Here is a 14,528-nt window from a genome sequence, read left to right as displayed (position 1 = left end):
GGAATGGGACGTCTGGAGGGAAAGCGCGCCGTCATCACCGGCGGGGGCAACGGCATCGGCGCCGCCTCGGCGGTCCTCTTCGCCCGCGAAGGCGCCAAGGTCACCATCCTGGAAATCGACCGGGAGGCCGGGGAGCGCAGCGCCGCTGCCGTGGAAGCCGCCGGCGGCGCGTGTCTGTTCCTGGAGACCGACATCACCCGGCCCGAGGCGGTGGAGACGGCGGTCGCCCGTTCCGTCGCCCACTTCGGCGGACTGGAGGTGCTCTACAACAACGCCGGCGGCGCCACCGCCCGCGACGGCAGCTTTCTGGACATCGCGCCGGAGGAGTTCTGGCGCACCATCTCCGTCGATCTCTACGGCACCTTCCTCTGCAGCCGCCTCGCAGTTCCTCACATCCGCGCGGCCGGCGGCGGTGCGGTGATCAACACCACCTCGATCCGCGCCATGAAGGGCACTGAGGGCGCCGACGCATATTCCTCGGCCAAGGGCGGCATCGTGGTTCTGACCAAGGCCATGGCGCTCCAGTGTCTGCCCATGGGCATCCGCGTCAACGCCATCGCGCCGGGCCCGGTGCTCACCGAGCGCACCCGCGGCCTCGGCATGACCGAAGAGGCCGACCAGCAGTGGCAGGTGCGCCCGGGCCGGCCTGAGGAGGTCGCGGCCCTGGCGGCCTTCCTCGCCTCCGACGACGCCAGCTACGTCAACGGCACCATCATCCCCGCCGACGGCGGTGCCGCGGCGTTTTAGGGAAGCGCAAAAAAACGCTCACCAATTCTCAATCGTCATGCTTGGGCTTGTCCCGAGCATCCATGGTTCTGCCCGCTAAGAGGCAAGCTATGGAGATCAAGGCCGATGAGCCCGTGCGGCTGAACGATGGACCCTTGTGACAAGCCCAAGGGTGACAATTGAGAAGGGCTCCTAAGTGTCTAACTCGTACGCAACTTGGCGATTGCGGTGAGCAGGCCGCTGGTGGAGGCGTCGCGGCCACTGATAGCGGCCTCGCCCTTCACCATGGGCAACAGTTCGCCGGCCAGTTGCTTGCCCAGCTCGACGCCCCACTGATCGAAGGAGTTGATGTCCCAGATCCGGCCCTGGACGAAGACCTTGTGCTCGTAGAGGGCGATGAGCCGCCCCAGGGTGCGGGGGTCGAGCCGGCGGTAGATGAGCGTGTTGCTGGGCCGGTTGCCGGCGAAGACCTTGTGGGGGGTCAGCGCCGCGATCTCCTCGTCGGACTTGCCGGCGGCGGACAGTTCGGCGCGCACTTCCTCAGCCGTCTTGCCACGCATCAGGGCCTCGCTCTGGGCGAGGCAGTTGGCCAGCAGCATGGGATGATGATCGCCCAGTTGCTCCTGCGCTTCCGCCGCCACCAGGAAGTCGCAGGGGATGACACTGCTGCCCTGATGGATCAGTTGGTAGAAGGCGTGCTGGCCGTTGGTCCCCGGTTCGCCCCAGACCACCGGCCCGCTGTCCAGGCCGACCGCCCCCCCGCCAAGGGTCACGGACTTGCCGTTGGACTCCATGTCGAGCTGCTGCAGGTAGGCGGCAAAGCGCTCGAAGCGCTGGTCGTAAGGCAGGACGGCGTGCGATCCGAAACCCCAGAGGTTGCGGTACCAGACGCCGAGCAGGGCCAGGACGGTCGGCAGGTTCTCTGCCAGCGGCGCCGTCCGGAAGTGCTCGTCCATCTCGAAGGCGCCCTGGAGGAACTCGCTGAAGCGCGCCGGGCCGATGGCGATCATCACCGGCAGGCCGATGGCCGACCAGACGGAGTAGCGCCCGCCGACCCAATCCCAGAAGCCGAAGGTGCGCTCCGCGCCGATGCCGAAGGCGGCCACCGCCTCCAAATTGGTCGAGATCGCCGCGAAGTGCGCGCCCACCGCCTCCTCGCCCAGGGCCGCCACCAGCCAGGACCGCGCCGAGCGGGCGTTGGTCATGGTCTCGAGGGTGGTGAAGGTCTTGGAGGCGACCAGGAAGAGGGTGCGCCGCGGATCGAGCCGCTGCAGGGTGTCGGAGAGATGGGCGCCGTCGACGTTGGAGACGAAGTGGCACCGCAGCTCGGCCCTGCCGTAAGGCGAGAGCGCCCGGGTCACCATGGCGGGCCCGAGGTCTGAGCCGCCGATGCCGATGTTCACCACGTCGGTGAAACGCTCCCCGGTGGCGGCGGTCAGGGCGCCGTCGCGCACGCCGTCGGCGAAAGCGGCCGTGGCCTCAAGCACTGAACGCACGTCGCCCATGACATCGCGGCCGTCCACCAGCACCACGCGGTCGGAGCGGTTGCGCAGCGCCGTGTGGAGCACCGCCCGCCCCTCGGTCACGTTGATCTTCTCGCCGGCGAACATGGCATCGCGCGCCGCTTCCACACCGGCCGCCCGCGCCAGGGCCAACAGCCTCTCCATGGTCTCGGCCAGGATGCGGTTCTTGGAGTAGTCGAGCAGCAGATCGTCGAGCCGCAGGGAGAAGCGCTCGAAACGCTCCGGGTCCTCGGCGAAGAGATCGCGCAGGTGGCGATCCTTGATGGCGCCGTGGTGCGCGCGTAGATCTGCGAAGGCCGTCTCGACAGCGGAACTCATGATCCTGGTCTCCCCCTTACCCCGTCAGCACCGCCGCGTCCCGCGCCAGCGCCTCGATCTCGCTCCAGGCGCCGGCCCTCACCGTGTCGGCCGGCGCCACCCAGGAGCCGCCGACGCAGACCACATTGGGCAGGGCCAGATAGCGGCCTGCCGAGTCCCGGCCGATACCGCCGGTGGGGCAGAAACGGATGGCGGCCAGCGGCGAGGCCAGGGCCTTCAGATAGGCCGCGCCCCCGGCCGGTTCGGCGGGAAAGAACTTCTGAAAGCGGTAACCCTGCTCCAAAAGCGCCATGGCCTCCGACGCCGAGGCGGAACCCGGCAGCAGCGGCACCGGGCAGTCGGCGGCGGCGGCCAGCAGGCCGGGTGCCGCCCCCGGCGAGACCAGAAAGCGCGCCCCGGCGTTCACAGCCTGATCGAGTTGGTCGGCGTTCAGCACCGTTCCGGCGCCGACCACCGCGCCCTCGACGTCTTCAGCCACCGCCTTCACGGCATCGACCGCCGCGGCGGTGCGGAAGGTGATCTCGATGGCCTTGAGGCCGCCGGCGACCAGCGCCCGCGCCAGCGGGACTGCCGTCGCCGCGTCGTCGACTACCAGCACCGGCACCACCGGCGCCAGCTTCAGGACCTCTTCGATCCCGGCTTGCATCTCGCTCATAGCCCGGCTCCGAAGACATGAGCGCCCAGGTCAGCGGGTCCGGCAGCGGCGCGGAAGGGCGCGAAGAGTTCCCGGCCCAGCCCGGCGTGACTGTCGGAAAGATCCTCGCTCGCCGCATCCCGTGCGTCCCAGTCCGCGCGCGGGACATCGACCGTCACGGTTCCGGCGGTGGCATCCAGGCGCACAACATCGCCGTCGCGCAGCTTGGCGATGGGCCCGCCGGCGGCGGCCTCCGGCGTCACGTGGGTCGCCGCCGGCACCTTGCCGGAGGCGCCGGACATGCGCCCGTCGGTGACGAGCGCCACCTTGAAGCCGCGGTCCTGGAGCACGCCCAGCAGCGGCGTCAGCTTGTGCAGCTCCGGCATGCCGACGGCCTGCGGCCCCTGGAAGCGCACCACGGCGACGAAGTCCTTCTCCAGTTCGCCCGCCTTGAAAGCGGCCATGAGTGCTTCCTGGGAATGGAAGATCACCGCCGGCGCCTCCACCAGATGGCGCTCCGGCTTCACGGCGGAGACCTTGATGACGGCACGGCCCAAGTCGCCATCCAACACCTTCAGCCCGCCGTTGGCCGAGAAGGCCTTGGCGACCGGCGCCAACACCGCCTCGTCGTGGCTCGCGCCGGCGCCCTCTTGCCAGGCGATGCTGCCGTCGTCGGCAAGCTTCGGCTCCTGGCGGTAGAGGTCCAGTCCCTGCCCCCAGACCGTGGTCACGTCGCCGTGCAACAGCCCGGCATCCAAAAGCTCGGAGATCAGGAAGCCCATGCCGCCGGCGGCGTGGAAGTGGTTCACATCCGCCAGGCCGTTGGGATAGATGCGGCAGAGCAGCGGCACCACATCGGACAACGCGGAGAGATCGTCCCAGGTCAGCTCGATCCCGGCGGCAGCGGCCATGGCCACCAGATGCATGGCGTGGTTGGTGGAGCCGCCGGTGGCGTGCAGCCCGACGACGCCGTTGACGATGGCCCGTTCGTCGATCATCTCGCCCACCGGCGTGTAGGCATTGCCGAGTGCGGTGATGGCCAGCGCCCGCCTTGTGGCCTCCGCCGTCAGGGCATCGCGCAGCGGCGTGTTGGGATTGACAAAGGAGGCGCCGGGCAGGTGCAGGCCCATGATCTCCATGAGCATCTGGTTGGAGTTCGCGGTGCCGTAGAACGTGCAGGTGCCGGGGCCGTGGTAGGACTTGGCCTCCGCCTCCAGCAGTTCGGCGCGGCCGACCTTGCCCTCCATGTAGAGCTGGCGGATGCGCGCCTTCTCGTCGTTGGGCAGGCCGGAGGTCATGGGCCCGGCGGGCACGAAGACCGCCGGCAGATGCCCGAAGGAAAGCGCCGCGATCACCAAGCCGGGCACGATCTTGTCGCAGACGCCGAGGAAGACCGCCGCGTCGAACATGTTGTGGGAGAGGCCCACGGCGGCGGACAGCGCGATCACATCGCGGGAGAACAGCGAGAGCTCCATGCCCGGCTGGCCCTGGGTGACGCCGTCGCACATGGCGGGCACGCCGGCAGCGACCTGGGCCACGGCCCCGGCCTCCCGCGCCGCTGCCTTGATCAGTTCGGGAAACCGCTCGTAGGGCTGATGGGCGGAGAGCATGTCGTTGTAGGCGGTGACGATGGCGAGGTTGGGCACCACGTCCCCCTTCAGCGCCGCCTTGTCCGACAGGCCGCAGGCGGCAAAGCCATGGGCCAGGTTGCCACAGGAAAGCGTGGTCCGCCGCGGCCCGCTTTCGCTGAGGCGCCGGATGCGGTCGAGATAGGCCGACCGCTTGGGCTGGCTGCGCTGGCGCAGGCGCTCGGTCACGTCGGCCACGCGCTCGTGCAGGGTCATCGAACCTCTCCTTCGCTTTCGCATGTGCTGGGTGCCCCGGCTCAGGGGCACCAGAAGACTTGCAGCGCGACCTCCGGGTGCCGTAGCACGGCGCGGATGGGCAGGGCTTCGAGCGCCCCCGGCTCCATCGCCCCTGCAAGCACCTCGGCTTTTTCCCGGCCTTCGATGTGAAGATAGACCGCCCCCGCCCCGGCAACCACCGGCAAAGTCAGGGTGATGCGCGGCTCGCCGGCGCCTTCGGCACGCATGGGCAGGACCGGCGCCTCGCCCTCGGGGTCCAGGGCCTCGGCAAGCCGGTCGCCGCCCGGGAAGAAGGATGCAGTATGCCCGTCGGCGCCCATGCCGAGGACCACCGCATCGAGGGGCCGCGGCAGCGCCGCAATGCGGTCGGCAATCGTGGCAGCACCTTCCTCCGGGGTCGGGCTCTCGTCCACCAGACCGACGAAGCGTGCTACCAAGGCCTTGCCCTGCAGCAGGCCACGCCGAACGAAACCTTCATTGGAGCGTTCGTGGTCCGCCGGGACCCAGCGCTCGTCCACCAGCGTCACAGTAACCTTGGACCAGTCCAGGTCCTGTTCCGCCAGGGCGGCGAAGAAACGCGCCGGCGTGCGCCCGCCGGAAACGGCGAGAACCGCCCCTCCCCTCTCCGCGATCCCGTCGCGAAGCCGCCCGGCCACATCCGATGCCAGGCCCTCAGCCAGGGATTGGGCGTCGGGGAAGTCCCTGCGCGCCAAATCGCCCACGGTCAGAAGGCTTCCTCGTGCCAGGTGCGTCCGTCGCGCTCGATCAGGGCGACCGAGGCGCTGGGCCCCCAGGTGCCGGAGGTGTAGGGCTTGGGCGCCTCGCCTTCCGCCTTCCAGGCCGCCAGGATCGGGTCGATCCAGTGCCAGGCCGCGTCCACCTCGTCGCGCCGCATGAACAGCGTCTGATCGCCGCGGATCACATCCATCAGAAGGCGCTCGTAGGCATCCGGATTGCGCGCCTCGAAGGCCTCGGCAAAGCTCATGTCCAGGGGCACGTGCTTCAGGCGCATGCCGCCGGGCCCCGGGTCCTTGATCATCAGCCAGAGCTTCACGCCCTCGTCGGGCTGCAGGCGGATGACCAGTTGGTTGGCGACCACGCTGCCGGCGTCCTTGGTGAAGATCGAATGGGGAATCGGGCGGAAGGCGACCACGATCTCCGAGACCCGCGCGGCCAGGCGCTTACCGGTGCGCAGGTAGAAGGGCACGCCCGACCAGCGCCAGTTGGCAATCTCGGCTTTGAGCGACACGAAGGTCTCGGTCGCGGAAGTCTCGCCGCCGATCTCGTCGGCATAGGCCCCGACGGCGCCGCCGTTGGAGGCACCGGCAGCGTACTGTCCGCGCACCGTCAGGCGGTCGGCATTGTCGACGCCAATGGGCTGCAGCGCCTTCAGCACCTTCAGTTTCTCGTCACGCACCGCATCGGCGTCCATGGACATGGGCGGCTCCATGGCCACCAGGCAGAGGAGCTGCAGGATGTGGTTCTGCACCATGTCGCGCAGAGCGCCGGCGGTGTCGTAGTAGGCGCTGCGCCCCTCGACGCCGATGGTCTCGGCCACGGTGATCTGGACGTGGTCGATGTGGGCAGCGTTCCACAGCGGCTCCAGCAGCGCGTTGGCGAAGCGCAGCGCCATGAGGTTCTGCACCGTCTCCTTGCCGAGGTAGTGGTCGATGCGGAAGATCTGGTGCTCGTCGAAGACCGCGCCCACCGCCTCGTTCACCACCTGGGCGGTGTCGAAATCCTTGCCGATGGGCTTTTCGATCACCACCCGCGTCTTGTCGTGGATGAGCCCAGCCTTGCCGATGTTCCGGCAGATCGGCCCGAAGAGGTCGGGGTTGACCGCCAGATAGAAGGCGCGCACGAAGTCCTCGTCGTTGCCGAGGCGCGAGCGCAGCTCGCTCCAGCCGCCCTCGCCCGTGCCGTCGACGGTGGCATAGGCGACACGCTGGAGGAAGTGGTCGACACACTGGGCGTCCCGCTCCTCCGGCGCCACGAAGCGCTCGATGGCTTCGCGGGTCGCCGCCCGGAAGGCATCGTCGGACATCTCCCGGCGCGAGACGGCGAGAATGCGGCTCGGCCCGACGATCTGGCCGGCGCGGTCGCGCTGAAAAAGCGCCGGCAGAAGCTTGCGGTAGGCCAGGTCGCCGGTGCCGCCAAACACCACCAACTCAAAGGGATCGACGGGAATGGTCTGTGCAGTCAAAGCAAGAGTCCGCTTGAAGTTCGGTCAGTAACTATTCTGAAAAGAACCACTTCTTAGGCATCGGACAAGGCAGATAGGCGCTGTGGAAGCCCCACCCAAGGCCAATAACTCAACCTAGTTGATAAACCGCGCCCTTCATACCCGATTGCCACGCCGCCTGCCAAGTCCTTTCTTGTGCGCTGCACAAAAAAGAGGCGGCCCGTTGATGGCCTCCCCGGCCGCCCCCATGTCACCCTCGACAGGTGAACGCAAGGGAGGCGAAAGCCAATGGCACAGGCCAAGCAGTTCCAGTCACGCAACAGAATGGCTGCCGCTGTCGCCGGCGGCCTGCTCGCGTTCGCCACGCCCGCGCTGGCTACCGGCGCCAATGCCGCCGCGCAGTCGGAACGCTCCGCCCAGGCCGACTTTCGCATCGTCACCCTCGCCGAGGGACTGAACCACCCCTGGGGCATGACCTTCCTGCCCGACGGCGGCGTGCTGATCACCGAGCGCAGCGGCCAACTGCGGCTGTTCAAGGACGGCAAGCTGGCGCCCGATGCAGTCACCGGTGTGCCTCAGGTGGCGGCGCGGGGCCAGGGCGGCTTGCTGGACGTAGCCCTGCATCCCGCGTTTGCGGAGAACGGCCTTGTCTACCTCTCCTACGCCGGAGCGGGCGACGGCGGCGCCAGCACCGAGGTCGCGCGGGGGCGGCTCGACGGCATGGCCCTGCAGGACGTCGAGGTCATCTTCCGCGCCCTGCCCAAGACCGGCGGCAGCGGGCACTTCGGCTCCCGCCTCGTGTTCGACCGCGACGGCACTCTGTTCATATCCCTTGGCGACCGGCGGCAGATCCGCGAACCGCAGAACCCCGCAAACCACATCGGCAGCGTGATCCGCGTGAACGACGACGGCAGCGTGCCGGACGACAACCCCTTCGTCGGCCAGTCGGACAAGCGCCCGGAGATTTTCTCCTACGGCCACCGCAACGTGCAGGGCATGGCGCTCAGGCCCGAAACCGGCGCCATGTGGGCCCACGAGCACGGGCCGCGCGGCGGCGACGAGGTCAATGTCCTGAAGGCCGGCGCCAACTACGGCTGGCCGGTCATCACCTATGGCATCGACTACAGCGGCGCCATCATCTCCGAAAAGACCGAGGCGCAAGGCATGGAACAGCCGGTGGTCTATTGGGACCCCTCCATCGCCCCCAGCGGCATGGCCTTCTACGACGGCGACAAATTCCCTGAGTGGCAAGGCGACCTCTTCGTCGGCGCCCTCGCCCACCTCCACCTCCGCCGCCTGGAACTGGAGGGCGACCGGGTGGTGGACCAGGAAGTATTGCTGAAGGACTTCGGCGAGCGCATCCGCGACGTGCGCTCAGGGCCCGACGGCTACCTCTACGTCCTCACCGACAGCAGCGACGGCCAACTGCTGCGCCTGGAGCCGCTGTGACCGCGTGAGCCTCTAGGAACCAAGGGACCCAGAGGACCGTGATCAGCCTGCGCCGATCATCGGTTCATATCATGACCTGCCTCCTTGCCAGGAGGACCGGCTGGTAGCACTGACCCATCTTGGTCAAACAGCGCGTATCGATTAATCAAAGCTCCAATAGTGGCCCTTAATCAAAAAATCTGTCCTTTGGCTCATTCTGGATCAGCCCATGTCGAAACTTCAGTTCTAATCAGACATCCAGCGGATCGAGAGCAGCTTCTCAGAATGACCCGAAGCGATCATTTGGCTTTCGCCAGCAGAATGACCGCGATGCTTAACTCATCGGACTTTTGCGAACTCAGCTATCGCGACGCAGCATACCTTCGCAAGCGCAGTGAGTCCTGCACTGCAGCGGTTTTTCTATTTGCGGACATCAGCTTGCAATGACGTCGCCGAAACCCAAACGGACCTTTCGTTGCGGCTACGGCAAGACTGGCGCCATTTATCTGATCGGGCACTACAGCACAGCGTCACATTTCCTGTATCGCGGTGCGGACTAGGCGGAACAAGCGACCCAGGAGAAACCTCTAGCGACCGTACTGCCGAGCTTGGACGAGACCGAACACTGCTGGCATGTGCTGGCGGACCTCTTCGTGTGCAAAGAAGGCGGCGAAAGTTCGGTCCACAAACCGGACAAAGAGACTTCCAGGATCGTCAGCGCATCCATTGCGAAGAACCGCTAGGTGCTGCGGAGACTGGCCAATCGACAAGCGGCACTATCGCATCGGGGCATAACCCGATCCCGTGTGCTAGTTGCTTGTCAGCGCCCCGAGGCGATCCACTGCATCGGCGCATTCCTTACGGCTCTGCTCCCCGCAAGATGCGTTCAGCCGCGCGATCACGTTGGCGATCGCCGAGGGGAAGGCGATCTTGGTGTCCTCCACGATGTATTCGAACAGTTCCTTGTACTGCTTTGCGTTGTTCACGCTGTAGAAAAAGGCGCGCGGCAGATAGGCCCGCAAATCGTTCTGAAGCTCCTTGTTGCTTTCGAACTGATCGGGCAACTGGATCGGGTCCAGCGGGAAGGTCTGGAGCCTTTCCCCCCCAGTCACGTCGAAATAAAGATAGGCGTTTTCGACATAGCGCGGCAGGACCTGACCGACATTGGGGTTCTTCCTGCGGCAGGTGACCGTCTGCGCCAGACCGCCGAATTTGTAGAACTCGGGATCGCTCCATTCGGAATCCCGATATGCGAAGACGGTGAAATCCAGCGCCACGGGCTCACCCTCTGACTCCGTGCCGACCCCGATCTCGGAGGCGAGCAGTCCCACATAATGCGTGCCTTCCGCGTTCAACTCGACATCTCCGATACCGAACAGATCAATCGCCTTCAGCGACCAGTTCAGGCTGTTGACATCCCATTCAGACGGCTGGGTTTCATAATCGTTCTTAGGCACCCTGATCGGCGGCTGAACCGGGCGCGTCAGACCGCAGCCGGTCGAAATCTCCGAAGCATAGCCGTCGTGAATTTTCAGCCGTGGGTGCACACGACCCAGGACGCGGGTGGTGTAGCCGCGCGCCTCATACTGGTCGAAGGCGTCCTGCGTATGCACGATCCGCAGTTCCGATTGCGGATTGTACAGAACCAGCCGTTCGTCGTCGTCTTCCTCGATCTTGAAGGAAAACCCGATTCCGACCTCGGCCTCTGACGTGCAAGCCAGATCCCGGCACCCGGTATAGGATTGATGCGTCACCACATCCGTGGTGTCCCGCGTTCCGAACGCGTTGGTCGAGATTTCGCCGCCCAACACCGTCACAGGGATCCCGTGATGCGTGGTGCCCTCAAGATACCCCGACCGTCCTGGCTTTGTGCTTCTTTCCAGATTATAGATGATCGTCATGCCAGGCAGGAACGTCGCGATCCGGTTCACTTCCTTCTCTGCCCCCGAATAGCTTTTGCCACCCCTCAATTCGTTGTTGCCGATATTGGACAGGACGAATGTGCCGCCCACGATCCAGCGCCCACCTTCAGGGATGCCCCTGGGTGTATCCTGGGCCGAGGCAACAGACACCGCACAAATGAAAACAAGGCTGCAAAACATGCATTTCATGAGTGGAAATTCTGCCTTTATCTGAAGTTCTGCGCCATCTCGTCCAGCGTGGCGCCGAAGGCGGCTGCGAAACCGTCAATGTCGTCCTGGCTCACCTGAGACGGCGCCGCGTAAATCGCCTCGGCCAGGCCTTTCAGATCAAGCAACTCCGGAAATCCGGCGTCCGGGTAGTGAACCTTGAGCTCAAGGAAGATCGCATCCAGCTCGGTCAGGAAGGACGCGACATTGCTCTGACATGCATTCTTCGCCACGGTGCGCGGGCTCCGTGTGCAGTCCAGCGCCAGATAGGCGTCGGAAAACCGTTTGGTCAGCGAGGTCAATTGGTCATTTCGGAACGTGTTCAGCGCATCGCGTTTCGATGCCACTTCGATCTGATTGTCGACCATCGCGATCAGGAATTGCGCGAAAAATACGATCACAACGCCGGTGAGCACCGCTTTGAAGGTGATCTCCACCAGGCTTTGGAGCAGTGTCTCTTTTTTACCCGACCAGAACGACACGCTTTACCCGTTTACCCCAAGTAAACCTTGCGCATGACACGCAGCCGCACAGGACATTGCTCCAGGTCAGTCTTGCTAGCAGCGCTGATATTTCGGGTTACAGGCCTCGGCCGGGACCGTAGCAATGGTCGTAACCGTAGCAATGGTCGTAAAGGTGATCGCCACTGCAAAGAGTGCTGCGAACCATCTGTTTGCATTCCGCGTCATCGAGAGCTCCATACCAATAAAATTACATCAAATGGCTCCTACAATTTATCCGAGAGTTCGCGAATCGTCAATCTTGGTTGACCCGCACGCAAAGCCTGCTAGCTCGGTCCAGAGATGGACGGCCATCGCAGTACCGACTTCTCTCGTTTAAGACAGACGATGTCCGTGCGGCCGTGGGATTGGAGCCGGTAACTTGATCGGCGGTTCTCTCTGGCAGCCTGCGAAATGTCGCCCGACGATATGCTGCGCCTTGCACGAATGGCGGCTCTCTTTGCTACGCGACGGCGCTGAAGCCTTCGCGCTTGCAGAACTTCTGGTGCTGCGTGCGCGCGCAGCGAGAAAACCCAAGTTAGGGGTTGGGCTCAAACCAGCCATTCACTGCACCATCAGCGAATGACCGGTTCTGGCACTTTGGTGACATGACCCGCGAAGAGGACAAGGTCCGCAGTTGCCCCGATAGCTGACATCGGCGCAAGATTCCGGTGATCATGGCTTGTGAGTACAGACTCCAACGCCGCGGGGCCTCGCCTGCCGCCCAACACCGGGCGAAGACCATGGCATCGGCCCCGCGAAGCTGCGAGGATGCGCGGTCCTTCGCGGACCCGCCTTCTTGCTCTCCCTGCCTTCGGTCCCCTGTATGTCGAAACCGGCGCTGCGCACCCCTGAGTTCGTGATCCTCTTTTCGCTGGTGACCTCGATCACGGCGCTGACCATCGACGCCATCCTGCCGGCGTTGCGCCAGATCGGCGAGGCCCTTGCCGTGGCCGACCCGAGGGACACGCAGCTCATCGTTTCCTTCTTCATTCTGGGCATGGTCTTCGGCGACCTGATCTTCGGCCCACTGTCCGACGCCATCGGGCGCAAGAACGCGATCCAGACCGGTCTGCTGATTTTCGTTGCCGGGACCATCGTGTCGATGGCGGCGACCTCCCTGGAACAGATGCTGCTCGGGCGGGTCATCCAGGGCATCGGCGTCTCCGGGCCCAAGATCGCCTCCCGCGCCCTGATCCGCGACCTCTACGAGGGCAGGGCCATGGCGCGGATCATGTCCTTCATTTTCATGGTCTTCATTCTCACCCCCATGCTGGCCCCCGCCCTGGGCCAGGCGGTGCTCCTGATCGCCGACTGGCCGGCGATCTTCCTGCTGTTCCTACTGCTGGCCGCCATCGTGGCCCCCTGGCTCGGCCTGCGGCAGCCGGAGACCCTGGCGCCGGAGCGGCGCATCCGGGTGTCGGTTTCGGCGCTTCTGAACAACGGCGCACTGATCGTCCGCCATGCCAAGGTCATGGCTTACACCCTCGCCGCCGGGCTGATGTTCGGGGCGCTCTTGCTCTATCTCAGCACCGCCCAGGCGCTGTTCTTCGACCTCTACAGGATTGCCGATCTCTTTCCCCTCTACTTCGCCGTCCTGGCTTCGGGCGTCGGGCTTTCCTCCTACGCCAACGGGCGGCTGGTCATGCGCTATGGCATGCACCGCCTCTCGGTGATCGCGCTGCTGGGCATGATCGGTTTCGGCGGCGCGCTGCTGGGGGTCGCGCTGCTGAACGGCGGCGTCCCGTCCTTTATCGCCTTCATGGCGCTCTGCTTTGGGATGTTCAGCTGCATCGGCATTCTGTTCAGCAACCTCAACGCCATGGCGATGGAGAACCTGGGGCGGGTCGCCGGCCTCGGCGCCTCTCTCGTCTCCTCGATTTCCAGCCTGGTGGCCGTGATCGTCGCCGTCGCCGTGGGCCGCTTCTACGACCAGACGGTGGTGCCCCTGACCGCCGGCTTCATCCTCGCCGGCCTGCTCTCCCTGGCCCTGGTGCTGGGCGCCCGGCACAGCACCGCCGGGGATATCTAGGCGAAGGCGCCCAGGACCGCGGCGAGATTGCGCCCGAGGACAGGCGAGAGATAACCGCCCTCCTGCACCAGCACCGTGGGCAGGCCGAGACCGTCGATGGCCGCGCCGATGCGGCTGAAGCCCTGGGTGGTGACGGCGAGGCCCTTGAGAGGGTCCTCCTCCGAGGCGTCGAGGCCGAGGGCGACGACCAGCGCGGCGGGGGCGAAGCCGTGCAGGGCTTCCGCCGCCACGGCAAGAGCGGTCAGAACGTCCTCGTCGCCGGTCCCAAGCGCCAGCGGGAGGTTGAGGTTGGCGCCCTCCCCCGCGCCGCCGCCGCGTTCGCCGGCATGGCCCCAGAAGAAGGGATAGAAGTCGGTGGGGTCGGCATGGACCGAAACGGTCATGACGTCGCCCCGCTCCCAGAAGATCGATTGGGTGCCGTTGCCGTGATGGACGTCGACGTCGAGCACGGCGACACGGCCCAACCGTTCACTGAGATACTGGGCGGCGATGGCGGTGTTGTTCAGGAAACAGAAGCCGCCGGCCATGTCGGCATAGGCGTGATGGCCGGGCGGACGGCAGAGCGCATAGGCGGCACGCTCCCCGCCCACCACCGCCTGGGCCGCGCTCACCGCCACATCCGCCGCCCGCAAGGCGGCTGCGAAGGTCCCCGGACCGATGGGACAGGCGGTGTCGGCCATGTGCCAGCCGGCGCGGCCGACGATGCTCTCGGGATAGCCGCCGGCCTCGTGGCGGTTGGGATGGACGTTGGCGACAATCTCCGCCGAGGCGTCGCCCAAGGCGACCCAGGCCGCCGGCGCCTCCTCCAGGAACCGCAGGTAGGCCTCGCTGTGGACGGCGGCGATCGGACCGCGCCCGAAGCGCCGCGGCGCCAGGACCTCATGACCGCCCGCGATCAAGGCCTGATGGAGGCGCTCGGCGCGTTCCGGCACCTCCGTGCTCTCCCTGATCTGGCCGCGCACCAGAAAGAACTTCGGATGATGCTCCGCGTGCTGCGGATCGTAGTAAGCTTTCATCGAACCGGCCCCCAGCTCAGGCGGTCTCTGCACGACTCCCGCCGCCTTAGAGCAGATCCTGGTTCGATGGAATCGTGGGAGCGATCCATCGAGCCTGGTGAATCTGCTCTAATTCTTAAGTGTAGAGCGGATTCACATGCTTAGACGCAAACACGAGAGTGTTTCCGTCTAAGCA

Annotated in this window: 11 protein-coding genes; 3 read left to right on the top strand and 8 right to left on the bottom strand. The window is 65.7% G+C overall.

Annotated elements, in window-relative coordinates; genetic code table 11:
- The first annotated feature begins 3 nt into the window (after positions 1-3).
- On the top strand, positions 4-747 hold the full coding sequence (locus tag Q0996_RS23350) for an SDR family NAD(P)-dependent oxidoreductase (RefSeq protein WP_299625833.1): 744 nt from the start codon (positions 4-6) through the stop codon (positions 745-747).
- 179 nt (positions 748-926) lie between these two features.
- Here the strand turns inward: Q0996_RS23350 and pgi are convergent, their stop codons facing one another.
- Genes pgi through zwf form a run of 5 tightly spaced genes read right to left on the bottom strand, consistent with a single transcriptional unit; the run spans position 927 to position 7,269 of the window.
- Entirely contained in the window at positions 927-2,567 is a 1,641-nt protein-coding gene (pgi, locus tag Q0996_RS23345) for a glucose-6-phosphate isomerase (RefSeq protein ID WP_299625830.1), read from the bottom strand.
- A gap of 16 nt (positions 2,568-2,583) precedes the next feature.
- Positions 2,584-3,222: a bifunctional 4-hydroxy-2-oxoglutarate aldolase/2-dehydro-3-deoxy-phosphogluconate aldolase gene (gene eda, locus Q0996_RS23340; RefSeq protein ID WP_299625827.1), complete on the bottom strand. Its 639-nt coding sequence runs from the start codon at positions 3,220-3,222 to the stop codon at positions 2,584-2,586.
- Complete coding sequence (edd, locus tag Q0996_RS23335; RefSeq protein WP_299625824.1) at positions 3,219-5,045, bottom strand: phosphogluconate dehydratase; 1,827 nt, start codon at positions 5,043-5,045, stop codon at positions 3,219-3,221. The genes eda and edd overlap by 4 nt, the downstream gene beginning before the upstream one ends.
- A gap of 41 nt (positions 5,046-5,086) precedes the next feature.
- Complete coding sequence (pgl, locus tag Q0996_RS23330) at positions 5,087-5,788, bottom strand: 6-phosphogluconolactonase (RefSeq protein ID WP_322096790.1); 702 nt, start codon at positions 5,786-5,788, stop codon at positions 5,087-5,089.
- A 2-nt stretch (positions 5,789-5,790) separates the two neighbouring features.
- Complete coding sequence (zwf, locus tag Q0996_RS23325; RefSeq protein ID WP_299625821.1) at positions 5,791-7,269, bottom strand: glucose-6-phosphate dehydrogenase; 1,479 nt, start codon at positions 7,267-7,269, stop codon at positions 5,791-5,793.
- Between the two features lie 267 nt (positions 7,270-7,536).
- Here zwf and Q0996_RS23320 point away from each other — a divergent pair, with 267 nt between their 5' ends.
- Positions 7,537-8,697: a PQQ-dependent sugar dehydrogenase gene (locus Q0996_RS23320; protein WP_299625818.1), complete on the top strand. Its 1,161-nt coding sequence runs from the start codon at positions 7,537-7,539 to the stop codon at positions 8,695-8,697.
- 788 nt (positions 8,698-9,485) lie between these two features.
- Here Q0996_RS23320 and Q0996_RS23315 read toward each other — a convergent pair.
- Both Q0996_RS23315 and Q0996_RS23310 read right to left on the bottom strand, forming a co-directional pair.
- On the bottom strand, positions 9,486-10,787 hold the full coding sequence (locus Q0996_RS23315) for a hypothetical protein (RefSeq protein ID WP_299625815.1): 1,302 nt from the start codon (positions 10,785-10,787) through the stop codon (positions 9,486-9,488).
- A gap of 17 nt (positions 10,788-10,804) precedes the next feature.
- Positions 10,805-11,287, bottom strand: coding sequence for a hypothetical protein (locus Q0996_RS23310; protein ID WP_299625812.1), 483 nt, complete (start codon positions 11,285-11,287; stop codon positions 10,805-10,807).
- A gap of 844 nt (positions 11,288-12,131) precedes the next feature.
- Here Q0996_RS23310 and Q0996_RS23305 point away from each other — a divergent pair.
- Entirely contained in the window at positions 12,132-13,337 is a 1,206-nt protein-coding gene (locus Q0996_RS23305; RefSeq protein ID WP_299625809.1) for a multidrug effflux MFS transporter, read from the top strand.
- Here the strand turns inward: Q0996_RS23305 and Q0996_RS23300 are convergent.
- On the bottom strand, positions 13,334-14,353 hold the full coding sequence (locus Q0996_RS23300) for a histone deacetylase family protein (protein WP_299625807.1): 1,020 nt from the start codon (positions 14,351-14,353) through the stop codon (positions 13,334-13,336). The genes Q0996_RS23305 and Q0996_RS23300 overlap by 4 nt on opposite strands.
- Positions 14,354-14,528: the final 175 nt, after the last annotated feature.

It is taken from the genome of Pelagibius sp. (assembly GCF_028289705.1).
Classification (GTDB): domain Bacteria; phylum Pseudomonadota; class Alphaproteobacteria; order Kiloniellales; family Kiloniellaceae; genus Pelagibius.
The sequence above is the reverse complement of the archived record's forward strand: the minus strand, read 5'-3'. Positions and strand labels throughout refer to the sequence as shown.